The sequence below is a fragment of the Shewanella halotolerans genome, from assembly GCF_019457535.1.
GTDB classification, from domain to species: domain Bacteria; phylum Pseudomonadota; class Gammaproteobacteria; order Enterobacterales; family Shewanellaceae; genus Shewanella; species Shewanella halotolerans.
In genome coordinates this window covers 4,478,322-4,503,877 of record NZ_CP080417.1, presented here as the reverse complement: position 1 = coordinate 4,503,877, position 25,556 = coordinate 4,478,322, and the positions used below count along the sequence as shown (strand labels likewise).

The 25,556-nt window shown below is 56.2% G+C and carries 25 protein-coding genes; 8 read left to right on the top strand and 17 right to left on the bottom strand.

All coding sequences use genetic code 11. The features are described from left to right. Position 1: 1 nt before the first annotated feature. A complete protein-coding gene (locus tag K0H81_RS19485; protein WP_144201280.1) occupies positions 2-1,195 on the bottom strand; it encodes a glycine C-acetyltransferase in 1,194 nt (397 codons plus the stop codon). 430 nt (positions 1,196-1,625) lie between these two features. Beyond that, the gene (locus tag K0H81_RS19480; RefSeq protein WP_011867502.1) at positions 1,626-2,279 is read right to left on the bottom strand and encodes a TetR/AcrR family transcriptional regulator; all 654 of its coding nucleotides are present in this window, start codon (positions 2,277-2,279) and stop codon (positions 1,626-1,628) included. 283 nt (positions 2,280-2,562) lie between these two features. Here K0H81_RS19480 and waaA point away from each other — a divergent pair, with 283 nt between their 5' ends. Then, a complete protein-coding gene (gene waaA, locus K0H81_RS19475) occupies positions 2,563-3,828 on the top strand; it encodes a lipid IV(A) 3-deoxy-D-manno-octulosonic acid transferase (RefSeq protein WP_220059416.1) in 1,266 nt (421 codons plus the stop codon). Here waaA and K0H81_RS19470 read toward each other — a convergent pair. The 4 genes from K0H81_RS19470 to rfbC all read right to left on the bottom strand — a co-directional run bounded on the left by K0H81_RS19470 (position 3,825) and on the right by rfbC (position 7,196). Next, positions 3,825-4,550 (bottom strand): 3-deoxy-D-manno-octulosonic acid kinase, encoded by a 726-nt coding sequence (locus K0H81_RS19470; RefSeq protein WP_220059415.1) that lies wholly within the window; start codon positions 4,548-4,550, stop codon positions 3,825-3,827. The genes waaA and K0H81_RS19470 overlap by 4 nt on opposite strands. 65 nt (positions 4,551-4,615) lie before the next feature. Continuing rightward, a complete protein-coding gene (gene rfbD / locus K0H81_RS19465; RefSeq protein ID WP_220059414.1) occupies positions 4,616-5,533 on the bottom strand; it encodes a dTDP-4-dehydrorhamnose reductase in 918 nt (305 codons plus the stop codon). Positions 5,534-5,584: 51 nt separating this feature from the next. Continuing rightward, complete coding sequence (rfbB, locus tag K0H81_RS19460; RefSeq protein WP_220059413.1) at positions 5,585-6,655, bottom strand: dTDP-glucose 4,6-dehydratase; 1,071 nt, start codon at positions 6,653-6,655, stop codon at positions 5,585-5,587. Continuing rightward, positions 6,648-7,196 carry a dTDP-4-dehydrorhamnose 3,5-epimerase gene (rfbC, locus tag K0H81_RS19455; protein WP_220059412.1) on the bottom strand — a complete coding sequence of 183 codons (549 nt, stop codon included), beginning with the start codon at positions 7,194-7,196 and terminating at the stop codon, positions 6,648-6,650. The genes rfbB and rfbC overlap by 8 nt, the downstream gene beginning before the upstream one ends. Before the next feature lie 140 nt (positions 7,197-7,336). Between rfbC and K0H81_RS19450 the strand changes: the two genes are divergently transcribed. From K0H81_RS19450 to K0H81_RS19440, 3 genes are all read left to right on the top strand, one after another. Continuing rightward, complete coding sequence (locus K0H81_RS19450; RefSeq protein ID WP_220059411.1) at positions 7,337-8,416, top strand: glycosyltransferase family 9 protein; 1,080 nt, start codon at positions 7,337-7,339, stop codon at positions 8,414-8,416. A 118-nt stretch (positions 8,417-8,534) separates the two neighbouring features. Further along, a complete protein-coding gene (locus tag K0H81_RS19445) occupies positions 8,535-9,611 on the top strand; it encodes a glycosyltransferase family 9 protein (RefSeq protein ID WP_220059410.1) in 1,077 nt (358 codons plus the stop codon). Then, positions 9,577-10,701, top strand: a complete 1,125-nt coding sequence (locus tag K0H81_RS19440) for a glycosyltransferase (protein ID WP_258406338.1) — start codon at positions 9,577-9,579, stop codon at positions 10,699-10,701. The genes K0H81_RS19445 and K0H81_RS19440 overlap by 35 nt, the downstream gene beginning before the upstream one ends. Here K0H81_RS19440 and K0H81_RS19435 read toward each other — a convergent pair. The 3 genes from K0H81_RS19435 to K0H81_RS19425 form a co-directional block, all read right to left on the bottom strand. After that, positions 10,698-11,489: a glycosyltransferase family 2 protein gene (locus K0H81_RS19435; RefSeq protein WP_220059409.1), complete on the bottom strand. Its 792-nt coding sequence runs from the start codon at positions 11,487-11,489 to the stop codon at positions 10,698-10,700. The genes K0H81_RS19440 and K0H81_RS19435 overlap by 4 nt on opposite strands. Before the next feature lie 249 nt (positions 11,490-11,738). Then, the gene (locus K0H81_RS19430; RefSeq protein WP_220059408.1) at positions 11,739-12,593 is read right to left on the bottom strand and encodes a glycosyltransferase; all 855 of its coding nucleotides are present in this window, start codon (positions 12,591-12,593) and stop codon (positions 11,739-11,741) included. Between the two features lie 16 nt (positions 12,594-12,609). Then, positions 12,610-13,797 carry a glycosyltransferase family 9 protein gene (locus tag K0H81_RS19425; protein WP_220059407.1) on the bottom strand — a complete coding sequence of 396 codons (1,188 nt, stop codon included), beginning with the start codon at positions 13,795-13,797 and terminating at the stop codon, positions 12,610-12,612. Between the two features lie 315 nt (positions 13,798-14,112). Here K0H81_RS19425 and K0H81_RS19420 point away from each other — a divergent pair, with 315 nt between their 5' ends. Then, positions 14,113-15,183 (top strand): CDP-glycerol glycerophosphotransferase family protein, encoded by a 1,071-nt coding sequence (locus K0H81_RS19420; protein WP_220059406.1) that lies wholly within the window; start codon positions 14,113-14,115, stop codon positions 15,181-15,183. Continuing rightward, complete coding sequence (locus tag K0H81_RS19415; RefSeq protein ID WP_220059405.1) at positions 15,180-15,572, top strand: FAD synthase family protein; 393 nt, start codon at positions 15,180-15,182, stop codon at positions 15,570-15,572. Before K0H81_RS19420 ends, K0H81_RS19415 begins: the two co-directional genes overlap by 4 nt. 46 nt (positions 15,573-15,618) lie before the next feature. On the opposite strand, the gene rfaD is transcribed toward K0H81_RS19415, so the two are convergent. Continuing rightward, positions 15,619-16,572 carry an ADP-glyceromanno-heptose 6-epimerase gene (gene rfaD / locus K0H81_RS19410; protein ID WP_220059404.1) on the bottom strand — a complete coding sequence of 318 codons (954 nt, stop codon included), beginning with the start codon at positions 16,570-16,572 and terminating at the stop codon, positions 15,619-15,621. A gap of 45 nt (positions 16,573-16,617) precedes the next feature. Further along, positions 16,618-17,643 carry a glycosyltransferase family 9 protein gene (locus tag K0H81_RS19405; RefSeq protein WP_220059403.1) on the bottom strand — a complete coding sequence of 342 codons (1,026 nt, stop codon included), beginning with the start codon at positions 17,641-17,643 and terminating at the stop codon, positions 16,618-16,620. 290 nt (positions 17,644-17,933) lie between these two features. Here K0H81_RS19405 and coaD point away from each other — a divergent pair, with 290 nt between their 5' ends. Further along, positions 17,934-18,410: a pantetheine-phosphate adenylyltransferase gene (gene coaD, locus K0H81_RS19400; protein WP_011867486.1), complete on the top strand. Its 477-nt coding sequence runs from the start codon at positions 17,934-17,936 to the stop codon at positions 18,408-18,410. Positions 18,411-18,420: 10 nt separating this feature from the next. Continuing rightward, positions 18,421-19,926 carry a capsule assembly Wzi family protein gene (locus K0H81_RS19395; protein WP_220059402.1) on the top strand — a complete coding sequence of 502 codons (1,506 nt, stop codon included), beginning with the start codon at positions 18,421-18,423 and terminating at the stop codon, positions 19,924-19,926. Positions 19,927-20,050: 124 nt separating this feature from the next. Here K0H81_RS19395 and mutM read toward each other — a convergent pair whose 3' ends face one another. From mutM to K0H81_RS19365, 6 genes are all read right to left on the bottom strand, one after another. Continuing rightward, on the bottom strand, positions 20,051-20,866 hold the full coding sequence (gene mutM, locus K0H81_RS19390) for a bifunctional DNA-formamidopyrimidine glycosylase/DNA-(apurinic or apyrimidinic site) lyase (protein WP_144201311.1): 816 nt from the start codon (positions 20,864-20,866) through the stop codon (positions 20,051-20,053). Positions 20,867-20,889: 23 nt separating this feature from the next. Beyond that, complete coding sequence (locus tag K0H81_RS19385) at positions 20,890-21,342, bottom strand: hypothetical protein (protein ID WP_220059401.1); 453 nt, start codon at positions 21,340-21,342, stop codon at positions 20,890-20,892. A gap of 63 nt (positions 21,343-21,405) precedes the next feature. Continuing rightward, complete coding sequence (gene moaA, locus K0H81_RS19380; RefSeq protein WP_220059400.1) at positions 21,406-22,392, bottom strand: GTP 3',8-cyclase MoaA; 987 nt, start codon at positions 22,390-22,392, stop codon at positions 21,406-21,408. Between the two features lie 59 nt (positions 22,393-22,451). Then, positions 22,452-24,251 carry a bifunctional molybdopterin-guanine dinucleotide biosynthesis adaptor protein MobB/molybdopterin molybdotransferase MoeA gene (locus tag K0H81_RS19375; protein WP_220059399.1) on the bottom strand — a complete coding sequence of 600 codons (1,800 nt, stop codon included), beginning with the start codon at positions 24,249-24,251 and terminating at the stop codon, positions 22,452-22,454. A 14-nt stretch (positions 24,252-24,265) separates the two neighbouring features. Continuing rightward, positions 24,266-24,856, bottom strand: coding sequence for a molybdenum cofactor guanylyltransferase MobA (mobA, locus tag K0H81_RS19370; RefSeq protein WP_144201319.1), 591 nt, complete (start codon positions 24,854-24,856; stop codon positions 24,266-24,268). Next, on the bottom strand, positions 24,840-25,556 hold the full coding sequence (locus K0H81_RS19365; protein ID WP_220059398.1) for an ATP-binding cassette domain-containing protein: 717 nt from the start codon (positions 25,554-25,556) through the stop codon (positions 24,840-24,842). The genes mobA and K0H81_RS19365 overlap by 17 nt, the downstream gene beginning before the upstream one ends.

Genomic DNA, 25,556 nt, shown 5'->3' with positions numbered 1-25,556 from the left:
CCTAGATAATTCCCATCTCTTTGGCGATGCGGGTGAAGGCATCGATGGCGCGATCTAGCTGCTCGCGGGTGTGGGCGGCCGACATCTGGGTACGAATACGGGCCTGGCCCTTAGGTACCACAGGGAAGGAGAAGCCGATCACATAGATATTCTCTTCCAACAGACGGTTAGCGAAGTCGCTCGCCAATTTGGCATCGCCAATCATCACAGGGATGATGGCATGGTCGGCGCCGCCGAGGGTAAAGCCTGCCGCAGTCATCTTCTCGCGGAAGTAACGGCTGTTTTCCCATACGGCTTCGCGCAGTGCCTGGCCAGACTTTAGCATCTCCAGCACGTGAATCGAGGCGGTGACGATAGAAGGGGCCAGCGAGTTAGAGAAGAGGTAAGGACGCGAGCGTTGACGTAGCCAGTCGACGACCTCTTTCTTCGCCGAGGTGAATCCACCCGATGCGCCGCCCAGGGCCTTGCCCAGGGTGCCCGTGATGATGTCGACTCTGTCCATCACGTCGCAATACTCGTGGGTACCGCGGCCGTTTTGACCGATAAAGCCCACGGCGTGAGAGTCATCCACCATGACCAGGGCGCCATATTTATCGGCTAGATCGCAGACGCCTTTGAGGTTGGCGATCACGCCATCCATCGAGAACACACCGTCGGTGGCGATCAAGATATGACGGGCACCGGCTGCCTTTGCCGCCTGCAGTTGGGTCTCCAGATCGGCCATGTCGTTGTTGGCATAGCGGAAACGCTTGGCCTTACACAGACGTACACCGTCGATGATAGAGGCGTGGTTCAGGGCATCTGAGACGATGGCGTCTTCGGCGTCCAGCAGGGTCTCGAACAGACCGGCGTTCGCATCGAAGCAAGAAGAGTAAAGAATAGTGTCTTCCATGCCGAGGAATTCGCTCAGGCTGGCTTCGAGTTGCTTATGAATATCTTGGGTACCACAGATGAAGCGCACAGACGCCATGCCGAAGCCGTGATCGCTCAGGCCCTGCTGCGCCGCGGCGATCAGCTCGGGATGATTCGCCAGGCCAAGGTAGTTGTTGGCGCAGAAGTTCATCACTTCGTGGCCGTTGACTTCGATTTCAGTCTTCTGAGGAGAGGCAATAACGCGCTCGCTCTTGTATAAGCCTTCCGCTTTAACTTCAGCCAGCTGCTGATTGATTTGATCGTAGAATGAGGTCGTTGCCACCTGTAGTCTCCTTCTTTCTGTCTCGTTTTATTTTTGTATGCTTTGCCCGAGCCTGCTCACTTGGCAGATAAACTCGAGGAAAGGCGATAAGTTAGGAACCATCTTTAACGCATAAGTCAGGCTTGTCATAGCCAGGTATCGCCCCGTCGATGAATGATTAAGTCTAGTTCAGTTTCGACCATCTATTGTTGCCGACACGCCTGCCGGAAAAGGGGACGCCTGGGATATGGATCGCGCTAGGCTGGCCGAATTCTAACCTTAAACCCGGCCGGCGCCACATTTTTTTTTGCGCTATTAACTAAGTTAGTGCAAGTGCAACTTTCGCATAACAAAAAATAATGCGAAATGTCACAACTGGCCTATCACGACAGGCCTATCTCGACAGATTTAGCGAGAGGCCAGATGATGAGGTGAGTGGCAGATCCGTTGTTTAGTCTTCTTCCTGTTCCGCCTTAGCCAGGGCCTGGTAGTGTTGCTCAAGCCTGATGAAGGTGGGTCTGGCGGATTCGCTGGCGTAGGCCTTGAAGATCATCAACACCCGTAACAGCCCCTCGTAGAGGGAGGTCTTAGTGATCTGGGTGGCCTCCGAGTGGGTGAGCTGGTTGCTGATCCAGAAGCAGGCCACCATGCGGATGGTGTCGGCCAGCGGCGTGATCTCGGCATCGTCGATCACCAATACGCCATCCTGTTTTAGCTGGGTCAGGATGCTGGTGGCTCGCTTGAGTACCTGCTCATGGGTGACCGTATACTGCTTGTTGAGCACCTCGTCGCGGCTGAGGATGATCACCAGATTGGCGTACATGAAGCGGAACTGCCACAGGGTGTAGAAGAGGGCGTCGAAGTAGCCGATCAAGAGGTCGACGTCGACCTTTTTTCCCTCATAGGGCTGAAAGCCTGTCTCCAGATGTTGTTCATAGAGGCTGAAGATGGAGCGGATGATGTCTTCTTTATTGCGAAAATGGTAGTAGAGGTTACCCGGGCTGATCCCCAGATGCGCGGCAATATGGTTGGTGGTGATGGCGCGCTCACCATGCTCGTTAAACAGGGCCAGGGCGGCGTGGACGATTTTATCGCGGGTCTTCATCTTGATCCTAAGTCTGGTCGGTTTATTACTCGTGGGCCGGTCTTGCCTGGCGCGCGAGTTATAGGGCTATATTCGAGTAAAGGCTCCAGTTGAAGTTATCAGCCAGCGGGTAAAAGTCAATCTATGGCTACTCAGACCAGTTAAGATTAACCCCCTGTTTTTCTGCCGATTTATAAATCAACGTGAGGCTTATTGCCAGCGTCTGTTTGCCGCCCGTCGTCCAGCGGCATATGTTACTATTAAGGTCTATGAGTAAATTGACCCTGTATAAGTGCCGTCCCCTATGAATCGTACCCTCTATTCTGCCTTGCTGTATCTGCTAAGCCCTCTGCTGATTCTCTATCTGGCGATTCGGGCGATCAAGAGCCCGGATTACCGTGGTCGCTGGGGCGAACGCTTTGGTCTGTCGAAACTGTCGCGGGCAGATCTGCTGATCCATTCTGTCTCCATGGGGGAAACCCTGGCGGCGATTCCGCTGATTAAACAGATACAGGCGGCCTACCCTGAGCTCAGTATTACCATCACCACCACGAGTCCGACAGGTTCGGCCGAGGTGATAAAGGCCTTTGGTGAAAGCGTACAGCACTGCTATCTGCCCTTCGATCTCCCCTTGTGTGTGGCGCGTTTCCTGAGTCAGCTGCAGCCTAAGCAGATCATCATCATGGAAACGGAGCTATGGCCGAACCTCATTCATCAGGCCAAACGCCGGGGTGTCAGGCTGATGCTGGCCAACGCCCGTCTGTCGGAGAAGTCGGCCAACCAGTATCGCGGCCGGCCCAAGCTGTCGCTGCCCATGCTGCGCTCACTGGATCTGATCGCCGCCCAGTCGCCTCAGGCGGCGCAGCGTTTCATCGACCTGGGCGTCGAGGCCGAGCGGGTAAAGGTCACGGGAAGCCTTAAGTTCGATCTCAACATAGCGCCAGAATTGCTAGAGAAGGCAAAAGAGCTGCGTAAGACCTGGCAGCGGATGGAGACCCCGGTCTGGGTAGCGGGCAGCGTGCATCCGGGGGAGTTTGATATCATGCTCGCCGCGCACAAGAGCCTGTTGATGCGCTTCCCCCATGCCCTCCTGGTGTTGGTGCCGAGGCATCCAGAGCAGTTTGATGCGGCGGCCAGTCGGGTGAAGGCCGCAGGGCTAGTGCTGGCACGCAGAAGTAAACAAGATGCGGTGGATGACCAGACTCAGGTGCTGCTGGGCGACACCATGGGTGAGCTGCTGAGCTTTTATGGCGCGGCGGATCAGGCTTTTGTCGGCGGTACCCTGATTGAGAATGGTGGCCATAATCCACTGGAGCCGGCGGCCATCGGCCTGCCTGTCTATGTGGGGCTACATCACTGGGATTTTGCTGAGATCACTGGCTTACTCAAGGACGCGGGATCCCTCGCCTTAGTGAAGGATGCCGATGAGTTGGCGCAGCAGTTGGTGCATAAGTTTGACGATAAGGCGGCCTATCTGGCCGCCAGAGAGGCCGGGCTTGAAGTAGTCGAGGCCAATAAGGGGGCACTGACGGCCCAGTTCGACTTGGCCAGAGATCTGATTAACGGCTAGGCCTGGGCGTAACCCGCTAACAGCTGCTGCCAGTTTTCCTGGTTAAAGTGCAGTTCGGGTGTCTTGCCCTTCTCCTTGTTGAAGGAGCGGAGCAGGCGATCCAGGTTGGCCTGTTGCCATTTGCAGTCAGGCTGTTTTAACGCGCCGCGGTCGAAATCGATCAGGGTAAAGGTTTCTCCGGCCAGCAGTATGTTCTTGGCATTGAGATCGGCGTGGTAGACGCCGCGGCGATGGAACTTGGCGATACAGGCACCGAGCGCCTGCCATTTTTCATCCGACATAGGCCCCTGGCTTAGCTCGGCCACCAGATCGCGAGCGCCCGGGATCCGCTTGATGATGATATCGCCGCGATAATAGGGGCCGCTGCGCTGGATCTGCGCCGCCACAGGTTCAGGCACCGCAAATCCTTCCTTAAACAGCTGCTCCAACAGGTTGAATTCGGCGATCGCCCGGCAACGCTTAAGCCCGGTATAGAGATAGGCATCGCGGCTGAACTTCTCCATCATGCCGCCACGATAATAGTGTCTGAGTACCCACTCCTCCTCGGGCGCCTTACTCAGAGGCGCTGGATTGACAAACCAGGTGGTGTAGCGGCCCTTTGAAGAGCCTGTGATGGCCCCTAGGTCTTGCCAGTAATCGAAGGTAAACCAATCTGGGGTGATCGCCTTGAGCGAAGCTTGGCTAAAGACGATGCAACCGGCATCGGTGGGTTTTATTTGCATAGATTCACTGGCTCAACAGGCTTAAATGGTCGCTAGTGGGAATTGTACCCGATATTGGCGCCCTGTCAGCCCTCTTTCGCCAGTTGTTGCAGCACCTGGATGAGATTATCCTGCCAGCGTTTGGCGGGCAAAATAGCCTGGGAGCTACTGGTATCCAGGGCGCTGTAGTGCGGGCGAGGCGCCGCCGCACCGTATTCCTGGGTGCTAATGGGGCTGATGCTTGCTGGCTTATCGAGAAGCCCCAATGCATAGGCGCTATCTGATATCTGCCGTGCAAACTCATACCAGCTGGTGACGCCGAGATCGCTCCAGTGGTAGATGGGGTCTGGCTTTGTCACTTGAATGAGTTGCCAGATAAACTGCCCCAGTGCCATCGCCGAAGTTGGCGTGCCCCATTGATCGTCGACAACCTTAAGCGGTTTACCCTGGCGCATCAGGGTCAGCATGGTCTTGACAAAGTTATGCCCGAAGGGGGAGTAGAGCCATGAGGTGCGCACTATGCAGGCATGGCCCTGGCCATATTCCAGCGCTGCCTGCTCGCCGCGCCACTTTGACTCGCCATAGCGACTGAGCGGGTTAGGCGCATCCGTTGGGCGATAGGGCTGGCACTGTTGTTTATCGAGCTTCCCCTTAAAAGCCTCATCAAAAAAACCATCGAAGACCCCGTTGAAGACATAGTCGCTGGAAAGGTGGATAAGCCGGATGCCACGTTTACCGCAGTGCTCGGCCAGTGCCTTTACCGCCAGGTGATTGAGGGCAAAGGCGGCCTGACAGTCTGTCTCGGCGGCATCGACCTGGGTATAGCCACTGGCGTTGATAACCAGTCCATAGCCTTGCTGGTCTAATAGCCGCTCGATCGCCTTACTGTCGCGGATATCCAGCGCCTCACGGCCCAGATAGTCCACCTGGTAGCATTCTGGCTGAGTCGCCTTGAGCGCCTGGGAAACCTGCCCATAACGACCGATCACCAATATCGGTTTCATTATTTGTTTCACTATCGGTTTCATCGCGCTTGGCCCATTACGACTTGCTCATCATGACTGGTCCGCGACCTGATGGCACCAATCCAGGTGCGTCAGATACCAGTCCACCGTCTTCTCCAGGCCGCTGGCGAAGCTTTCGCTAGGTTGCCAGCCTAAGGTGAGGCTCAGCTTGCTGGCGTCAATGGCGTAGCGGGTGTCGTGCCCGGGCCTGTCTTTGACGAAGCCGATGAGTTGCCTGAAGTCGCTGATGCCGTTGGGCTTCTCGGTGACTTTTTGATTTAACAGATCGCAGATGAGGCTGACGACTTCGAGATTTGTCATCTCATTCATGCCCCCTATGTTGTAGCTTTCGCCTAGCTCGCCCCGAGCGGCCACCTGGCACAGGGCTTGGGCGTGGTCGTCCACATAGAGCCAGTCGCGGATCTGCTTGCCGTCGCCATAGACGGGAATCGATTTTCCCTGCAGGGCGTTGAGCAGGGTTACGGGGATCAGCTTCTCCGGATACTGATAAGGGCCATAGTTGTTGGAGCAGTTCGACAGCACCACAGGTAGGCCGTAGGTACGATGCCAGGCCCTAACCAGATGATCCGCCGCGGCCTTGCTGGCGGAATAGGGTGAGCTGGGGGCGTAGGGAGATTGCTCGCTAAAGTATCCAGTCTCGTCTGAGCCTAAGTCGCCAAATACCTCGTCGGTCGAGACATGGTGCAGACGAAAGCGTGCCGCTACCTCCGTCGGCAGCTTGCGGTAATAGTCTAGGCATTGCTGCAGCAGCTCGAAGGTGCCGACAATATTGGTGTCGATGAAGGCTCTGGGCCCCTCGATAGAGCGGTCCACATGGGTCTCCGCCGCAAGGTGGATCACCAGATCTATCTGGTGTTGCCTTAGGGCTCTGCCCAGGGTATCGCCATCATAGATATCGGCTTGGATGAAATGGTAATTGGGATCTTGCGCGATGGATTCGAGCGACAACAGGTTGCCGGCATAGGTAAGCTTGTCATAGTTCACCACGCGGCAACCGCCTAGCGCGATGAGGTGGCGAATCAAGGCCGAGCCGATAAAGCCAGCACCACCGGTGATCAAGATATTGCGCCCGGCTAACGGGTGCTGCTGGCTACTATTCATAGTAATCGGCCTCGGCAAAGGTGCCTGCGGCCTTGTCCTTGGGCGACAGGATTGGCGACCGTGTGTTGAGTAGCGGCCAATCGATGGCGAGACTGGCGTCGTCCCAGCGGATGCTGTGTTCGTCATTCGGCGCATAATAGTCGGTGCACTTATAGAGGCAGTGGGCCTCGGGAGAGATGACATAGAAGCCGTGGGCGAACCCGGGTGGCACCCAGAGCTGGTGCTTGTTGTCTGCCGACAGGTGGTGCCCCGTCCATTGGCCGAAACTTGGGCTATTGAGGCGCAGATCGACACATACATCGAAGATCTCACCGCTGACCACGCGGATCAGCTTGCCCTGAGGCTGTCTAAGCTGGTAGTGCAGCCCACGCAGTGTGCCTTGCAGCGAATGGCTCTGATTTTCCTGCACAAAGTCCAGATCCACCAGGTGCTCCTTAAACCACTGCTGACGAAATGTCTCGAAAAAACAGCCGCGCTCATCGCCGAACACCTGAGGCTCGAGCAGCTTAACGTCTGGAATGGAAGTATTGAGGATCTTCATCGTGTCATCCGACCGGTATACAGGGCCATAGGTTTTAAAGAAAGTTCGTCCTATGGCGGCCTAATCATGGAACCTAGTGACATTCTACATTAAACTCGTTGCGGATCCTTACTCCCTTACTATTTCTCAGCGGCCCCTATATGAGCTTGAATTTGCAGACTGCCCACTCTTTGTGTCTCTTACGTTTATCTGCGATCGGTGACGTGTGTCATGCGGTGGCCATGGTGCAGGCGATTCAGCGCCAGTATCCAGCTCTTAAGATCACCTGGGTGATTGGCAAGGTGGAGTATCAGCTGCTCAAGCATCTGCCCGGCGTCGAGTTTGTGATCTTCGATAAGTCCCAGGGCTGGCGCAGTTATTTCAATCTGCACCGCGCCCTCAAGGGACGTCGTTTCGATCTGCTGCTGCATATGCAGGTGGCACTGAGGGCAACCATCGCCTCCTTGGCTATCTCGGCCAAGGTGCGTCTGGGCTTCGATCGCGCCAGGGCCAAGGAGGGGCAGTGGCTGGTGACCAATCATAGGGTGGAGCCCTTGGCAACGCCCCATGTGCTCGAGGGTTTCATGGGCTTTGCCAAGGCCGTGGGCGTCACGGATCTTAAGCCTAAGTGGGAGATTCCAGTGCCCGCCGCGGATACCGAGTTTGCCCGCCAGCTGATCCCAGATGGAGACAAGACCTTAGTGATCTGCGCCGCCGCCAGTAAGGCCGAGCGAAACTGGCTGCCCGAGCGTTATGCCAAGGTGGCGGACCATGCGCTGGAAAAAGGCTATCGTGTGCTGCTCTGCGGTGGTCCGGTTCCTATGGAGCGTCAGCTGGCAGAGGCGATCCTTTCACATGGCGATCCCCGCATCGAAAACCTGGTGGGCAAGACCTCGCTGACCCAGCTTCTGGCGCTTCTGAAACAGGCGAGTATCGTCCTGGCGCCAGATACCGGCCCGGCCCATATGGCGGTGACTCAGGGCACGCCTGTGATCGGCCTCTACGCCCACTCCAATCCTGGGCGCACCGGCCCCTACACCTGTTTAGACAGCGTGGTCAGCGTCTATGATCAGGCGATCGCTCAGCAACATGCGGGTGGGGTGCCTTGGGGAACCCGTGCCAAGGGAGAGCACCTGATGGAGATGATTCAGGTGGCGCCCGTGCTGGCGGAGTTTGATCGCCTGGCGCAAGCCAGCGCCGGTGACCAAGTTAGCGAGTCGCAGTCACACGCCAGCCATTAGCCAGGGGTTGGCGATTAATGGTAGACTTCAGGTTTGATTGGCTCATCTGGCCCCCGTCGGCTGAGTCATGCAATGAGGGAAGATGGGGTTTTCCCATTCATTTTTAGGGATATCGTCAATGTCAGTGGCGCCAAAATTTCTGTTTGTACCTGTCTCCTGTGAAGAGGGCATAGGTGAATATATGCGTTCCACCATAGTGGCCGACGAGATCATGCAGCGTTGGCCGCAGGCGCAGGTTGAATTCGTGCTCAATAGCCGCGCGCCCTATGCCAAACATTGTCCCTATCCGACCCACCTGGTTAACGACACCCCCACCAAGCGTGTGAAAGAGGTGAATCAGCTGGTCTCCAGGCTCAAGCCTGACCTAGTGATCTTCGATGCCGCCGGCCGCAAGGCCCAGCTAAAACATGCCAACCGTAGCGGCGCCAAGGTGGTCTTCATCAGTCAACACAAACGCAAGCGTGCCCGCGGCATGAAGCTTGAGAGGGCCTTGGTCACCGATAGCCATTGGGTGGTGCAACCCGAGTTTGTGATTGGCGATATCAGTCGTTTCGACCGCTTTAAGTTAAACCTGATCAACCGCGCCGAGCCCATCTTTACCGGCTCTATCTTCGCGCGGCCAGATAGCGCCTTGCAGCGCGCCTTGCAGCAAGCGCACGGCCTGGAGCCAAAGGGTTATCTTCTCTATAGTGCCGGCTCTGGCGGACATTATATCGGCTCGACGCTGGCCGCCGAACGCTTCGCCCAGGTGGCGCAGGCCTGTTATCGAAAGACGGGGATCCCCAGCGTCATGGTGTTTGGCCCTAACTACCCCCAAGATCTACCTCAGCTAGAGGGCGTAGTGGCCATAGAGCGACTCTCCAGCCTTGAGTTTATCAATCTACTCGATGGCGCTGCGGGCGCCGTGCTGAGCGGTGGCGACACCCTGTTGCAGGCAATTGCCCTCAAGGTGCCGACGCTGGCGGTGGCCGTCTCCAAGGATCAGCCCAAGCGGATCCAGCGCTGCGTGCAGCGAGGCCTGGCGCTGAGTTGTGATATCGAACTCGATGCCATGTGCACTCAGGTGCAGCGCCTGCTGGAACCCAAGACCGCTCAGCAGTTAACTGTCAATATGGATAGAGAGGCCGAGGCCAAGGGGCTAGATATCTGCATGGCGGAGATTGAACGACTCTTGGGGCTCACCGGTGAGCGCTAAACGCATCGGCTTGGCCATAGACAGCCTCGCCGGTGGCGGGGCCGAAAAGATAGTTCTGACCCTGGCGGCCGAGCTGAAACGCCTAGGGCATGAGCCGCACCTGCTGGTGCTTTCCCCACATTATGATTATGCCGTGCCAGCGGATATTCCCCTGCATGTCTGCTTCGATGAGCGCGACCGTCATATCATCGCCTGGTGGCGATTGAGCCGCTCGGCGGCCAGAGTGAAGCAGTGGATCGACGGACTCGAGCAGATACATGGTAAGTTCGATCTGATTCTATCTAATCTGGACAAGAGTAATCTGTTGTTGACCCGCGCCGGAGTGTCGCCGCTCTATATCGTGGTGCATAACTCTATCGAAGAGGAGTTGAAGCGCGAGCGTAAACTCGGGCCTATCTCCTATCTCACCATGCTCAGAGCCAAGCGGGCACTGAACGGCCAGGCATTGATCACTGTGTCCAAGGGGATAGCACGCGAGATCAACCAAAGCGGTCGAATCGTGCCTCGCAGTGTGCGCACCATCTACAATCCCTTCGATGTCGAGGCGATAAGGGCAAAGGCCGATGAGGTGAACCCGGATATCCCTAAGGGAGAATTCCTTATCCACGTGGGTCGCGTCGCCCGCCAGAAACGTCATGACATACTGTTCCAGGCGCTTGCCAAGATGCATAAGCCCTTGCCACTTGTGCTACTTTGCAACAACCCCAAGAAGGCGATGAAGCTGGCTAAGAAGCATGGCGTGGCCGATCGCATCATCTGCCCCGGGTTTCAGGCCAACCCCTTTCCCTGGATCAAGGCGGCGCGCCTCTTAGTGCTGAGTTCCGATTATGAGGGCCTGCCGACCGTGCTAATCGAGTCTTTGATCTGTGGTACGCCCGTGGTCAGCACCCTCTGCCCCCATGGGCCGGATGAGATCATGACAAAAGAGCTTGCCGAATATCTGGTGCCGAGGCGGGATAGTGAGGCCTTGAGTCGTAAGCTAGATCAGGCCTTGGAGCATTATCCTAGCCTTGTCGACAGTGAGATCCTCACTCAGGTGGCAATCGATAAGATAGTCGCCGACTATCTGAGCCTCTGCCAGTCACCTTAAGAGCCGAGTTCACTTATGCCCTGGGTGCATCGAATTGGCCTCTGGGTAAGCGTGTGCTGAAACAAAAGATTGTTGCTGGCCAGCTGCTGGCGGCAGCTCTCCTTGTGATGTAGATGAAAGGCGACGGCATAAAACTTTACCCGCTTGCGCCATTTACCGTTGTGGTACATGCGCAGGGCAAACTCCTTATCTTCAGGGCCCCAGCCCTCGAACGCCTGATTAAAGCCGTTGATGGCCAGGGCATCTCGCCGCCAGAATCCGAGGTTACAACCGTGTATGCCCTCTATCGAGTCCGGCGCTCCCCAGCCGCTTTTCTCGCATAGCCAGCGACTGCGAAGCGCTTGCTCTCTGCCCCTGGCGATGCCTGGTGAGAAGAGACAGGGGCGCGCGGCGCCTGCCAAGATCCGCTGGCTTAGGGCCGGTCCCAGCTTCACTCGTTTGCCCGTCACCAGGCAATCGGGCTCGGCGACGGCAAGGTGATCGGCGATAAAGTCTGGGTGCAGCACGAGATCGCCGTCGATCATTATGATGTAGTCGAAGCGGGCCAGCCCTATGGCGCGATTGCGACTGGCTGACAGACGAAAGCCCCTGTCTTCATGCCAGCTGTGGATCAGCGGGACGGGAAAGCTGGCCTTGAGAGTGTCGATAAGCTCGCGTGTTGCCGGGCCTGAGCCATCGTCGGCGATGATCACCTCGTCGGGAAGCCGGCTTTGCCTCTGGACGCTGGCGAGCACAGCATTTAGTGCTTGGGGCCAGTTATAGGTGGTGATGATGAGTGAGGTCTTCATGGCGCCTTAACGAGTGATAATCTTGGCCGGAATTTTACTCGTTAGAGGGGATAAGTCTTACCTTTTCAATTGATTAGCTGGTTTTGTGTTAATGCATGGGTGTCGCTGTTATTGGGGGGTAAATCTGCGGTTGCAAAGGTGAGCGAAAGGCTGGTGGACTGTGGTGTGAAAAGGGCTGCAACTGTTAGTGTTTGCAGCCCCAGAACTTAAGTAATTGCTTATTTATATAAACCGTTATTTAAGCCGCTTTTATTTAAGCCACTTTCGTCCCAGAGTTGGCTTGCCGATAAAGTTCAGTAGTCCCTGGGGAACGCCACTCTTACGCTTTAGGTTGGCGGTATAGAGGTTCCAGGCGTCTAGCTTGAGCTGCTTGATCTCTGCTGGTGTCAGGGTATCGCCATACATCTGGCAGTAGTCGTCGACATAGCGGATCTCGCGGCTCGGACACTTGATGCGGTAGCCGCGACCTGCGTAGTGAATAAAGTCGGCCTTGCGATAATCTTCGTTGCCCAGCAGATCCATGCGATTGAAAGCCGCATCGACGCCTTGGTTCTTGATCTTGTTCTTCTGAATGACGTAGTTCACATAGGTCTGATCGTAGAACTTAACCGTGTTACACACCTGCTGCATCCCTTCCAGGGTGGCGAGTTCAAACAGGGGGCACTCCTTAGAGATCAGGAACATGCCGAAGTTGTAGTAACTGTAGTGGCCATCGGTTTGTGGCCAGTTCTCGACGGCGTCGAAGGCGGCATTGATCTCGCCTACCGGAATGGTGCGGTCGGTGTAAGGACCTTCGTCGAACATGTAGACAGTCTCAAGATCTTGATACTCTTCGAAAATATCTCGCGCCCATGGCGTCACCATGATGTCCGCATCCAGATAGAGCACCCTGTCGTATTGCTTCAATAACTCGGCGGTATAGAGCTTTTCGGGCCAGGCCGGGCTGGCCGAGTATTTAGGATTTTCGATATGGATCTTGTAGTGCAGTCGATCCGATACCACGAGATCGGCACCGACCTTTTCGGCGTAGCGCTCGAAGCTTTTTAGCGCCGCGCGGTACATGGGATTGTCGCCAATGGCGAGAGTGAAGATGGCTTTTTTCATAATGGGGCCTTGGCTGTTATGAACTTAACTGTGAATGGGCGGCTGGCTTCTCGTCGTCAGATATCTGGGTATTAGGCATCTGCGGGCCAGACATCTGGGGGCCAGACATCTGGGCAAGCGTGGCCATCACCTCGTCGACGCCGATATCGCTAACATAGCCCTTGCCTGTCGAGGCGTATAGCACCTTAGCGCTGGCGGTTTCCGGCGGCGCCCAGTAGGGCTTTTTCTGCCGCATCATGGCGATAAGCGGTCGCTGACTGGCGGTGGCGAAGTGCATGATGGCAGTTTCTACCGTGATCACCATATCGGCGGCGGCGATCATCGCCGGCAGCTCGAAGAAGTTGTCTTGCACGGTAAAGACTGCGACCTGGCTGTTCGCTAGCTTAGGCTCATCGTCGATGGCCTGCTCGAGGGCGCTAAAGTTTTCCGGGGTGCTGTTGACGATGAAGCGGCTGTCTGGTGCCTGCTCGGTGAGGCGGGCGATCAATTCAAACAGCTGAGACTGATGCCAGTCGCGCTTCTTATTGGTCGACAGATGGTTGAGAAAATAGAGCCTGCCCTGAGACTGACCGGGAAAGGTCTTGCTTAGCCAGGCCTTTGCCGTCTCGGTAACCTCTGGCGTGATGGCCAGCGACGGCATGAAGGCCGATTTATCCAGTGTCAGCCCGGCAACTCTGTGCAGCAGCTGATAGTAGCGATCGGTAATATGGTGCTGCTCGCCGAGGGCCGCCACATCTATCTTAAAGGTCTTGTCGCTGTGACGAAAAAACCAGGGGTCGAGCAGCCCGCCAAATTTGGATTTGGCCAGGCTGGTGACGATAAAGCCCTTGGGACTGATGCGTCTGGCCAGTGCCGAAAACTGCTCGCTCTTGCTGCCTGAGTGAGTTATCACCAGGTCGTAATCTAGGGCCTTGGCGGCCTCGACCTGTTTGTCCTGCATTGCCTTGCTGTCGCTGCAGCCATAGCTGCGGCTAAAGGCGGGCTCGGCGGCGATCCACTGCTGCATGATCTTGCTGCGAGAGAGGCGCCAACTGTCTTGGTTGTTGCGGTTATCGTCGAGCCAGATATCCACCTCGAGTGCTGGATGTTGCTGTTTGAGTGCGGCCAGAAAGGTCTTGATATAGAGAAAATCGCCCAGCGCCAAAGGGGAAACAAAGAGGAGGCGTCTTGCCTGTGCTAATCGTTCACTTGGAATAAGAGACATTGTGCCCTAGCCGATAAAATAAAAGTGGCTTAAGGATACATGGCTTTGCTGACAGAGAAAACCTTGGCCAATGGCTATTTGCCAGTGACCCGGGACTATGCGTTCGCTCATTTGTGACTCGGCGCCAATTGCGCCGGGCTCACTGGTCAGGCTTTCGCCTGGCGAGGTGACAAATTGGCTGTAGTATTAATGGAATGTGTTACAATCTGCGCCAGTATGCCCATTGATAGACTGAGGCTAGGTTGAGTGTTTGGCGGCGATCTGCTGTCCCTCGCGCCGGGTCAAAGGTTTCGATAACCAGCGAGAAGATTGATTGTGATCTGTTTTGATGTTCTGCATCCATACTATTTGCCGCAATATTTGCCCGTCATGCAGGAGTTGCAGGCGCGTGGGCAAGTAGTGCGCTTCGTGATCTATCGCAGTCAGGATCAGCAGGCGGCGCTCGATGCCCTGGTGGCGCAGAATGGCCTGGAGGCCCATTGGGTCGACTCTCAGGAGGAGGCGCTCGCTTATTACCTGAAGGAGAAACCCAGCTGGGTGATCTTTGGCAACAGCTTCGATGCGGCCGCTAAGCTCAAGGGGATCTGCAAGACCGCCCTGATGCAGCACGGCATCGGCCCTAAGGCCTGCTATTACACTGTGTCCGAATCGGATATGGATGTGCGTTTCGTCGAGGGGGAATATCGCCTCAAGCGCCTACAGCAGCTCTTTCCCCATAAGACTTTTATCGATACCGGCTATGCCAAGCTGGATCCTATCGTGCAGGGCAGGGAGGCCGGCCTGGATCTGGCGGCATTAGGCTTAGATCCTGCCAAGCCGACGCTGCTTTACGCGCCGACCTTCTATCCCAGCAGCATAGAGAAGATGGCCAAAGATTGGCCCAGCGCCTTTAGCGAATACAACATTTTGCTTAAGCCGCACTATTTTTCGCTTAGCAAACCCAGCTATAAGAAACAGAAGCAACTGCTGGAGCATTGGGGCAGTTTTGATAACGTCTACCTGGCACCTGTTGAGCAGGCGAACCTCTTGCCTTTCATGGCCAGTGCCGATCTCTTGATCAGCGACGCCTCGTCGGCGCTGTTTGAGTTTGCGGCCTTGGATAAGCCCGTGGTCTGGTGTGATTTTTACCACCTGCGCTGGAGTTATCGTGGCATCTTAAGTTTCCGTTTCAAGAATCGCATGGATGAAGATCTCTACCGTTATGCCGGTGTGGCCGCTCATGCGGCGTCGTACAAGGAGCTCAAAACCGTGGTGGATCAACAGATCGCCCAGCCCGAGTCATTTGCTGCTAAGCGGGCAGAGTACACTCTAGAGTTGGCCGGTCGGGTTGATGGCCACTCTAGTCAGCGCATCGTCGATTATCTTTTGTCCGAAGAGGCTTCATGAGAATTATTACTTTCGGGACCTTCGATATGTTTCATATCGGACATCTCAACATTATCGAGCGCGCCAGATCGTTAGGGGAGCACCTGACGGTAGGCGTTTCCTCGGATGCGCTGAATTTCTCCAAGAAACAGCGCTATCCCATCTGTAACGAACGCGACAGAATGCGCATCGTCAAGGCGCTCGCCTGTGTCGATGAGGTGTTTCTGGAGGAATCGCTGGAGTTAAAGGCGGAATATATCAAGGCGCATAAGGCCGATATCCTGGTGATGGGCGATGATTGGCAAGGCAAGTTTGATCATCTCAAACCTCTGTGCCAGGTGATCTATCTACCGCGAACACCGGCCATCTCGACGACCCAGCTGATCGAGGTTGTGCGGGAGATAAGATAAAAAAAGCCCCAGGTATCACCCGGGGCTTTCTTTTACTGACCTTTCACTACTGACCGATAAAGTGCTGCGCGGCCAGCCAGTCCAGATATTCGGGAACCCCTTGCTCGACCGTCTTAAAGGCCTGAGTATATCCGGCGGCTCTCAGCTGCGTGAGGTCGGCCTGGGTATAGCTCTGATAGGCGCCCTTGAGCTTATCCGGGAAGGGAATATATTCAATTTCTCCCTTACCATGATAGGCGATCACCGCATTGGCCACGTCGTTGAAGCTCTGTGCCTGACCCGTACCACAGTTGTATACCCCTGAGATCCCTGGGTTTTGCCAAAGCCAGAGGTTGACTTTGACCACATCTTCCACATAAACGAAGTCTCTCAGCTGCTTGCCATCTTCGAAGCCGTCGTGGCCCTGGAACAGGCGACAGATGCCGCTTGCCTTGATCTGGTTGTTGAAGTGGAAGGCCACGCTGGCCATGCCGCCCTTGTGTTGCTCCCTAGGCCCATAGACGTTGAAGTAACGTAGGCCAGCTACCTGAGTGGTGAAGCTGTGCTGCCTGACATATTGGTCGAACAGGAACTTAGAGTAGGCGTAGACGTTGAGTGGTTTCTCCAGCTCTCGCTGCTCGATAAACTTGTCGCTGCCGCCATAGACGGAGGCCGACGAGGCGTAGATAAACTGGCTGCCGTTACGCTCGCAGAAGTGGAGCAGTGTCTTGGAATACTCGTAGTTGTTGGCCATCATAAACCTGCCGTCCCACTCTGTGGTCGACGAGCAGGCACCCTGATGGAAGATCACTTCGACCTTGCCATCGAACTGTCCCTGGGCGATCTGCTCGATGAAGTCGGCTTTATCCAGATAGTCGGCAATTTCACAGTCGGCCAGGTTAAACATCTTAGTGCCGTCGGTCAGGTCGTCTACGGCGATAATGTCACTACGCCCTAAATTATTGAGCGCTTTAACTAAGTTGCTACCGATAAAGCCGGCAGCACCCGTTACTATGATCATAATACTTGTCCCGTTTGTGAGAAAAACAGAGTCACACCAGCTAGCTTAGCTGACAGCTGACTGACTCGCGTATTGGGTATCTAAAAAGGCCGCGATCTCCTTGGCAGCCAGATCGAAGTCGATAAGCGCCATGTTCCTGCCTGTCTTCTTGCCGACGGGCGGAGTGAAGGCCAGACGCCTCTCGCTCTGGGTTAGGGTCTGCCAACGCACCTTAGGCGCAGAGCGTCTGCCCGCGTAGAAACCGACTGTCGGCACATTGTGTAAGCCGGCGATATGCAGAGGACCGGTAGAGCCTGCCATAAACATGTCGGCGGCGACCAGAGACTTGGCAAAGTCGGCCAGGCTAGCGAGCGGCTCGGCCATCACCACCTTGATCCCTTGGGCACTGAGCAGGTCATAGATCTGCTGGGCCAGGGCGATCTCCTGGCCGCTGAAAGTCAGCACGAACTTGCACTCAATTGCGGTCAGCCTATCTACCTGAGCCAGCAGGCCGGCAAAGTCGCTGGGGGAGATGCCGCCCGATGAGCCGCCGGTGCCGGGATGGGCGAAGATCAGTCGCTCCTCTCCTTGTTGGCCATAGTGATCTTGCCACTTGCGCCGCTCGTGGGAGAGATCCCAGTAGCGTGTCGGCAGTGTGGGGACAGGTATTCTGTGATCGGCTAAGAAGCGCTCGACCATCATGCAGCTCTTACGCCAGCCACCCAGCCCTTTAGGCACCTCTATGCTGGTTCTGTGCTGGTACAGATACTGATACCAGTTCAGCTTAGGGGCCAGCTTGTAGGGAATATCCAGCTTGCGTAGCAGTCGGTAGGTGCGGATCTGTGAGCGTGACACGATAACCGCATCGTAATGACGCTCGGCAAATGTCTTAGTGATCGCCTGGTCGTCGCCATCATCCACTATCACATGGTCTATGTAGGGGCAGGCCATGGCGAAATCTTTCAGTGCAGGATCGACGAAGACCTCAATGCTGGCGTTGGGTAGCGCCATTTTAAGCTCATAGAGCGCGGGCCAGGTGAGCACGAAGTCGCCAATTTTATCATTGCGAATGACTAGTACGCTTTTAATCATATGAAAACTTATCTGATGGGAGGTTGTTAGTAGGCACAGCGCCTAAGGCCGAATGCTTAAAACAAGCGTGCTTAGAACGACGGTTAATCTCATCTATCATAGCATCGGCGAGTGTCTTGCCGAGCATTCTCCCACGGCATTTTTACACTATTGATGCAAATTGTAACTTTTAGGGATTTTTTCGACAATAAACAATTCGATGCCGGTGGTTCAATCCGGGGGGGAAACTCGTTAAACTAGGCGCAATTCCGCCATTAACTTATACCAAGCCAAAGTAAGGGCTGCGAGCCATGCACACGAAAGCGATTTATCCTGGAACATTCGACCCCGTCACTAACGGTCATACCGACCTTATCGAGCGTGCGGCGAAGTTGTTCAAACAGGTGGTGATAGGCATCGCCGCCAACCCCTCCAAGCAGCCGAGGTTCAGCCTGGAGGAGAGGGTAAAGTTGGTCAAAAGGGTGACCGAGCATCTGGACAATGTCGAGGTGGTGGGCTTTAGCGGCCTGCTGGTGGACTTTGCCAAGGAGCAGAATGCCAGTGTCCTCGTGCGTGGCCTGCGGGCGGTATCAGATTTCGAATATGAGTTTCAGCTCGCCAACATGAACAGGCGCCTGAGCGCCGACCTGGAGAGCGTATTTTTAACCCCGGCCGAAGAGAACTCGTTTATCTCTTCGACGCTGGTGAAAGAGGTGGCATTACATGGTGGTGATGTCAGTCAATTTGTGCATGAAGAAGTAGCCAAAGCGCTGCAAAAAAAGGATTAATTTGCCCGTTATGATGGAAAAAATTCGCGCTTATGTTGTTGGAGGCGTCGCAGCCTTAGGCCTGATGATCACCTCCTTAGCCCACGCGGCCCCCTGGGTCGATGTGTCCGATATCTATCTCAGAGCCGACATTCAGGCCCTCGCCGATGCGGGAGTGATCACTGTGCCCGTCAATACCTACCCCCTGATGTGGTCGGGTATTGGGAGCGATCTGAGTAAGGTGGAACCCTCAGTGCTCTCGCCAGGTCTCGCCACCGCGTTTGCCCGGGTGAACTTCTACTACCGCAATGCGGTCGAGAATCGTGGTAACAGCCGCATCAAGCTGGCTGGCAGCAGCGACCCGGCGCGCTTCCAGCATTTCGGTTCCGACTATCGCGAGAAGGCAGAGGTACAGGCGTCCCACGAGTATCTGGGTGACAGATTTGCCTTCAAAGTCGCGGCCTCGGCTCACTATGACCCCATGGACGAGAAAGAGATTCGCCTGGATGACTCCTATTTTGCAGTTGCCCTGGGTAACTGGATGGTCACTGCCGGCGCCGTGGATCAATGGTGGGGACCGGGATTCGATACCGCGCTGCATCGCTCCAATAATGCCCGTCCGCTGCCTAGCCTGATGCTGAGCCGCAACAATGCGGCGGCGTTCGAGACGCCCTGGCTCTCCTGGATAGGTCCCTGGACACTGACAACCGGCATCAGCTACCTGGAAGAGGAGCGCGCCGTCGCCAATCCATTGCTGTGGAACTTTCGCGGCACCATACGTCCCCTGAGGCAGTTAGAGATGGGGATCTCCTGGACCACAATGTTCTGCGGCGAGGGCGAGGAGTGCGGCCTATCGACCCTGTTCGATGCCATCGCCGGTAATACCACCTGTGTGAACGGTGAGGCGAGCTGTGACCCTGCTCTGGAGTCTAAGATAGGCAACCAGATGGCGGGCTTCGATATTCGTTACGCCGATACCTGGTTCGATATCCCGGTAGGCCTCTACTTAGAGCGTACCTGTGAAGACTCGAGTGGCCCTATGCCTTGGGATCTGGCCGACTGCGCCAAGCTGTTCGGCGCCGATACCCGTTTCGAGTTCGATTCTCAGCAGTATAAGCTCTTCTTCGAGTATTCAGATACCATGGTGGCCTGTGGCGAGGATCAGAATGTCTTCAACTGCTTCTATGAGCACACCACCTATAAGAGTGGCTCGCGCTACTATGGCCGCTCACTCGGCAGTACCTATGACAGCGACGCCAACGTCTATGTCTTGGGGCTTATCGGTCAGTTTGCCAATAGCCATGGCTTCACCTCTCTGCTGCGTTATGCTCAGTTAAACAAGGATGGAAAGACGGTCAATAATGGTTGGGCACCCAAGCCGCGTAAGGAAGATCTGTTGATGCTGGAGCTCAGCTATCGCCTGCCAATTTGGAAGGGGATGATGAGCCTCGGCGGCACTGTGTCTCAGTCTGAATTCGAGGCGGACGACAAGGATACCAATGCGACCCTGTTCGGCAGTTATGAGTATCGCTTCTAATATTTAGAATAGTTGTATAGCTAAGGCTTTAGCTGAAAACGAGCAATTAAAAAGGCTGACATCTTGTCAGCCTTTTTGCTTTTTGCGGCAGGGAGTTGCTCAGGCAGGGGTATCCAAGCAGGTCCTAGCGTGGCTGACACAGGCCGCAGAAGACGGTAGCCCTTTGCCCCAGTTTGATCTCGCTCAGCAGGTTGCCGCATTGGGTGCAGGTCTCGCCGCCGCGGCCATAGACATGCAGCTTCTGGGCGAAATAACCGGGTTTGCCATCGGCGTTGGTGAAGTCTTTGAGCGTGGTTCCGCCCTGTTTGATCGCCTGGGCCAAGATCTGTTTTACCTCGGCAACCAGCACGGTAAGCCGCTCCCTATCGATTCGTCCCGCCTCGGCCTGGGGGTGTATGCCGGCGGCAAACAGGGCCTCGTTGGCATAGATATTCCCTACGCCCACCACGATATGATTGTCCATCAGGCAGAGCTTGACCGCCTTCTTCTTACCTTCCAGTGCCTTGGCCAGATAGTCGACATTGAAGCCCGATTGCAGGGGCTCCGGACCTAGCTTGGCCAGCAAGGGATGGGCGGCTTCGGGCAGCTCGCACCAGAGCCAGGCGCCGAAGCGTCTGGGATCGTTAAACCTGAGCACCTTGCCGCTGGCCAGTTCCAAATCGATATGGTCATGCTTCTCCACCGGCGTCGACTTGGGCAGGATCCGCAGGCTGCCGGACATGCCGAGGTGGACTATGGTGGTGCCGGCATCGGTATCCAGCAGCAGGTATTTGGCGCGGCGGCGTATGCCTCTGATGGTCTGTCCGACTATCTGCTGGGCAACCTCGGGGACGGGCCAGCGCAGCGAGGCGTTACGCACGGTTAATCCTGTGACCTGCTGATCCAGCAGGTGGGGGGAGATCCCTTGGCGGGTCACTTCGACTTCTGGGAGTTCGGGCATAGGTGTCTCTTCGTTTTACTGGTTTAGGGATTATCGAGTCTGAGGATCGGCTGTAATGACGGGCGTAGGCTCGGCGGGATCCGGTACCAGTTGCCGGCCGGTGAGCTCAGCAGCCCCTCCTCGGGATAGATGAGCCAGAGCTGGGGCGTCTCTATGTCTCGGATCTGGATCACCAACTCATGGGCGGACGTGGCTAAGCCAGCGGGCTTGGCGATTGGCGAGACCAGGATGCCACTCCAGGCCTCGGCCCATTGGCGGCAGTTGAGCACCTGAGGGTCACACTGCCAGCCGAAGCCCTGCTGGGCGAGCCAGAGATCGTCATATTGCAGCTGAAACAGGGGCGCCTGTTGATCGAAGAGGGGCTGGGCATCTTCCGGGATCGCCTGGCGGTGACGTTCCAAAAAGGTGAGTATCGCCACCATGGCGATGGAGGCGAAGATGATGATGTTATTCCATTTTCTTCGGGTCAGGGCCATCTCGAGTCAGACTCATTCAATATCAGATGTGTCAGAGTCTATCACCGAAAATGGCCCAGGGCATTAGCCGCCGGTGGCATTCATGAAGCGTAGGATCTGGGTTTCGCCCTCTGGGCCGAAGTGATGTTCCTTGGGTTTGAGCTTGATCGCCTCGAGAATCGCCTGCTTCAGGCGCGCGATATCACCGGGATATTCTCTGACAATTGCCTTGAGGTCCACCGAGTTTTCGTTACCCAGGCAGAGGAGCAAACGTCCTTCTACTGTGACCCTCACACGGTTGCACTCGTGGCAGAAGTTGTTGCTGTGGGGTGAGATGAAGCCCACATGAATCTTGCTGCCTGGCATGGTGTAGTAGCGGGCCGGGCCACCTGTACGCTTGTCGGACACACAGAGTGGATAGCGCTGGCTGATAATCGCCTTAACCTCGTCGCTGCTGCAGTGACGGCTCTTCTTGCGCTCGTCGATGATCCCTAGTGGCATCTCCTCGATGAAGGCGATGTCCAGTTCGCGCTCGCGGCAAAATTCGATGAGATCCAGCACCTCGTCGTCATTCTGGCCACGCAGGATCACGGCGTTGATCTTGATGCGGTTAAAGCCTGCCGCCTTGGCGGCATCGATCCCCTGTATTACCCGCTCCAGGTTGCCGTTGCGGGTCAGCTGGGTAAATAGCTCGGGTTTCAGAGTATCCAGGCTGATGTTGAGTCGACTTAGTCCCGCCTCATGCATCTTGCCGGCAAACTTGCTCAGGCGCGAGCCGTTGGTGGTCATGGACAGCTCTTTGAGGCCGGGGAGTCGTCCCAGCAGCTTGACCAATTGGTCGCAATCGGTGCGCACCAGAGGCTCGCCGCCGGTGAGGCGGATCTTCTTAACCCCAAGTTCGGTAAAGGCCTGGCCTATCCAGGCCAGTTCCTCCAGGCTAAGCACCTGCTCTCTGTCGAGGAAGCAGGGGTCTTCACTCATGCAGTAGACACAGCGAAAATCGCATCTGTCGGTCACCGAGAGACGCAGATATTCCACGGTGCGGCCAAAGGTATCGACTATCAAACTCATACAGAATCACCTACGGCGGCGGGGTATTTACTTCACCCGCCTGGCTAATCCATTGTCGACTATAAAAGATCGGCAAAGGGTTGAATATAAACGGTATCACCCACGTTGAGCTGCTCGTCTTTCTCGGCGATCACGATAAGGCAGTTACCCTTCACCATTGAGCTCAACATGCCCGACCCCTGAGCACCTGTGCTGGTCACATGCAGGCGACCGTCAGCGCCCAGATGATAGACGCCGCGGGTAAACTCTGTGCGGCCGGTGCGGCTGCGCAGGGTGCAGTCGGCGATGGCGGGCACTAAGGTCGGCGCCCATTCCAGTTCGCCTGCTAACTTGCGCAGCGCAGGCTGAACGAACTGCATGAAGGAGACCATCACGGCCACAGGGTTACCCGGCAGGCCGAAGAAGAGGCTATCGCCTATCTGACCGAAGGCCAGTGGACGACCCGGACGCATGTTGATGCGCCAGAAGTTGATCTGTCCCACCTTGGCGAGTGCCAACTTGATAAAGTCGGCATCGCCTACCGAGACACCGCCGGAGCTTATCACTACATCGGCCTGCTGCGCCGCGCCTTGTAGGGCGTCGACCAGGGCTGATTCGTTATCTTCCAGGATGCCGAGATCGATCACCTCGCAACCCAGTTGTTTCACCATGGACTTGATGGTGAAGCGGTTGGAGTCGTAGATGCTGTTAGGCTTTAAGGGCTCGCCCGGCTGACACACCTCGTCGCCAGTGGAGAAGATGGCGACCTTAGGACGGCGATACACGGGCAGCTTGCCGAAGCCCAGTGAGGCCAACATGCCTTGATGGGCGGCCTTGAGTCTGTGTCCGGCGCTCAGGGCGGTCTGATCCTTGGCAATGTCTTCACCGGCTTGACGCACGTGTTGTCCCAGGCTGATCTTGCCTTGGAAGCTGACGCTGTCACCGCGATCTTCTGCCATCTCCTTCATCTGCACCGTATCGGCGCCGTCCGGCATGGGAGCGCCCGTCATGATGCGCACCGCCTCGCCGGGGTTGAGTGTGCCGCGATAGCTGTGACCCGCCATCACATCGCCCACCAGTGTGTAGCTGTCTAGCATGGGGTCTGAGTAGGCAAACGCAAAACCATCCATCGCCGAATTGGTGTGCTGGGGCACGTCCACCGGCGAGATGGCATCTTGGGCCAATACCCTGTCTGTGCTGTCGTCGATGGCGACCTCTTCGGTGGCCGATACAGGCGTGACGTAGGAGAGGATCTTGTATATTCCCTGTCTCACCGACAGCGTCTTGCTGGTGTCCAGCTCGCAGCCGCACTCTGGCGCGAGGGGGAGCGATGGCGTGCAGGGGCGCCAGTTGTTGGCGTATTCGATGACGAAGTCGGCTATCTGGCCCACGTCGTTGATATCTAAGCGTCTGAGATCCGAGGGCAGCTCAGTGTCGTCGCAGCAGGCGATGGCCTGAATGTGCTCGTCATGGGTATGGATAAAGGGCTTGCCGTGGGCGGCGCGGTGCAGCTCGACCTTAGGCAGGGCCAGCTTCTTGAAGCCCTCTACCAGGACGATATCCACCTTGTCGGCCTCGATCTGGGCCAGCAGGTGGGGCAGCTCGGGCGCATCCTCGACAGGATCTTCCGTCATCAGTGCCCAGCGCACATGGGAGGCGACCAGCATCTGGCGGGCACCGGCCTTGCGCATTTCAAAGCTGTCCTTGCCGGGAATATCCACATCGAAGTTGTGATGAGCATGTTTGACAACGGCTAGCCGCAGGCCTCGACGATTGAGTTCGGGGATCAGTTTCTTTAGTAGGGTCGTCTTGCCCGTGCCACTGTAGGCGCAAAATCCGAGGACGGGGATCGGCAGTGGATTGTTAAACGGTACGCTCATGTACACCTCTATTTTTAGTGGGCAATTGCCTCGGAAAGTTGTTGTTTTTGTTCTGGCGTGTTGACGTTCACGAAGGCGTTGGGCTGATCGGAGAAGTCACACACCACGCACTGGTGTTTGGCGTACCAGAAATCGATCTTACGCTCGCCGGCATCTAAGAAGGCCTTCATCGACCCTCGCAGTGCGGGCTTCATCAGTAACACCACGGGTTGTTCTCGCTTGCCGTCGCTGGCCACTGCCATCTCGGCATCTTCGGCTTTGATCGCCGCCAGCATACGCTGTACCAGATCTGTCGGCAGTAGCGGGCAGTCGCAGGGCACTACAAGGAGGTAGTCGGCCTGGGTCTGTCCCATCGCCGTGATCATGCCGGCCAACGGCCCTAAATAACCCGAGTCTTCGTCACTCAATACTGGGTAACCAAACTCAGCATAGCGATCCTGGTTGCGATTTGCGTTGATCAGGATCTGCTTAACCTGAGGTTTTATCCTGTCGATAGCATGTTGAATCATCGGCTGATCGTTTAACTCGACCAGTCCCTTATCGTTGCCGCCCATGCGTCTGGCCATGCCGCCGGCAAGGATCACGGCATCAATTTGCGGTGACATATCTCAGCTCCTGCTGTGATGGGGTGAAGGGGCGCTCATCGAGAGTCGACGGGCTTACCCGAATTGCTTGTGCCTGTATCTGCCAGGTCTGCTCGCACAGACTGGTGAGTGAACAGCTTTGATGGCTGCTGATCAGCATGCCTGTGCCTTGTTGTTTCAGGTGGCTGACCATGGTCAGTACCAGCTGCTGGGACAGCTTGTCCATGTTGGAGGTAGGCTCGTCCAGCATCAGTAGGCGTGGACGCATGATCCAGGTGCGGGCGATGGCAAGACGTTGGCGCTCGCCGCCGGAGAGGCTGGCGGCTCTTTGGTTGAGCAGGCTGCCCAGCTGGGCCATCTCGATCGCCGTCTGGGTACGCGAGGCGATCTCCTGTTCCGTCATGTCGCAAAGGGGCTGCACATAGTTGAGGTTGTAGGCCACGCTACCGTCAAACAGATAGGGGTGTTGGTGCAGATAGACCGCCTTGCCCAGCAAAGGGTTGCGGCGCCACCATGGCGTTGGGCTAAAGCCTTCTGTGCGGATCTCGCCACTACTTGGCGCCTGCAGGCCTGCCAACATCTTCATCAGTGTGGTCTTGCCGCTGCCGTTGTCGCCCTGCAGGTGAATGGTCTGGTGCTGGGCCAGACTGAGGCGATCGAAACGGTACAGCAGGCGACTGCCGAAACGCATCTCTATGTTGTTGGCGATGATCTTGACCAT

Excerpts from the sequence above, each read along its gene's own strand:
- K0H81_RS19395 (WP_220059402.1), top strand. The coding sequence starts at position 18,421 with ATGATGGAAAAAATTCGCGCTTATGTTGTTGGAGGCGTCGCAGCCTTA.
- K0H81_RS19445 (WP_220059410.1), top strand. The coding sequence starts at position 8,535 with ATGTCAGTGGCGCCAAAATTTCTGTTTGTACCTGTCTCCTGTGAAGAG.
- rfbB (WP_220059413.1), bottom strand. The coding sequence starts at position 6,655 with ATGAATAGTAGCCAGCAGCACCCGTTAGCCGGGCGCAATATCTTGATC.
- K0H81_RS19375 (WP_220059399.1), bottom strand. The coding sequence starts at position 24,251 with ATGAGCGTACCGTTTAACAATCCACTGCCGATCCCCGTCCTCGGATTT.
- K0H81_RS19425 (WP_220059407.1), bottom strand. The coding sequence starts at position 13,797 with ATGTCTCTTATTCCAAGTGAACGATTAGCACAGGCAAGACGCCTCCTC.
- K0H81_RS19450 (WP_220059411.1), top strand. The coding sequence starts at position 7,337 with ATGAGCTTGAATTTGCAGACTGCCCACTCTTTGTGTCTCTTACGTTTA.
- rfaD (WP_220059404.1), bottom strand. The coding sequence starts at position 16,572 with ATGATCATAGTAACGGGTGCTGCCGGCTTTATCGGTAGCAACTTAGTT.
- K0H81_RS19430 (WP_220059408.1), bottom strand. The coding sequence starts at position 12,593 with ATGAAAAAAGCCATCTTCACTCTCGCCATTGGCGACAATCCCATGTAC.
- mobA (WP_144201319.1), bottom strand. The coding sequence starts at position 24,856 with ATGTCACCGCAAATTGATGCCGTGATCCTTGCCGGCGGCATGGCCAGA.
- rfbC (WP_220059412.1), bottom strand. The coding sequence starts at position 7,196 with ATGAAGATCCTCAATACTTCCATTCCAGACGTTAAGCTGCTCGAGCCT.
- K0H81_RS19365 (WP_220059398.1), bottom strand. The coding sequence starts at position 25,556 with ATGGTCAAGATCATCGCCAACAACATAGAGATGCGTTTCGGCAGTCGC.
- coaD (WP_011867486.1), top strand. The coding sequence starts at position 17,934 with ATGCACACGAAAGCGATTTATCCTGGAACATTCGACCCCGTCACTAAC.
- waaA (WP_220059416.1), top strand. The coding sequence starts at position 2,563 with ATGAATCGTACCCTCTATTCTGCCTTGCTGTATCTGCTAAGCCCTCTG.
- moaA (WP_220059400.1), bottom strand. The coding sequence starts at position 22,392 with ATGAGTTTGATAGTCGATACCTTTGGCCGCACCGTGGAATATCTGCGT.
- K0H81_RS19405 (WP_220059403.1), bottom strand. The coding sequence starts at position 17,643 with ATGATTAAAAGCGTACTAGTCATTCGCAATGATAAAATTGGCGACTTC.
- K0H81_RS19470 (WP_220059415.1), bottom strand. The coding sequence starts at position 4,550 with ATGCAAATAAAACCCACCGATGCCGGTTGCATCGTCTTTAGCCAAGCT.
- K0H81_RS19385 (WP_220059401.1), bottom strand. The coding sequence starts at position 21,342 with ATGGCCCTGACCCGAAGAAAATGGAATAACATCATCATCTTCGCCTCC.
- K0H81_RS19435 (WP_220059409.1), bottom strand. The coding sequence starts at position 11,489 with ATGAAGACCTCACTCATCATCACCACCTATAACTGGCCCCAAGCACTA.
- rfbD (WP_220059414.1), bottom strand. The coding sequence starts at position 5,533 with ATGAAACCGATATTGGTGATCGGTCGTTATGGGCAGGTTTCCCAGGCG.
- mutM (WP_144201311.1), bottom strand. The coding sequence starts at position 20,866 with ATGCCCGAACTCCCAGAAGTCGAAGTGACCCGCCAAGGGATCTCCCCC.
- K0H81_RS19480 (WP_011867502.1), bottom strand. The coding sequence starts at position 2,279 with ATGAAGACCCGCGATAAAATCGTCCACGCCGCCCTGGCCCTGTTTAAC.
- K0H81_RS19415 (WP_220059405.1), top strand. The coding sequence starts at position 15,180 with ATGAGAATTATTACTTTCGGGACCTTCGATATGTTTCATATCGGACAT.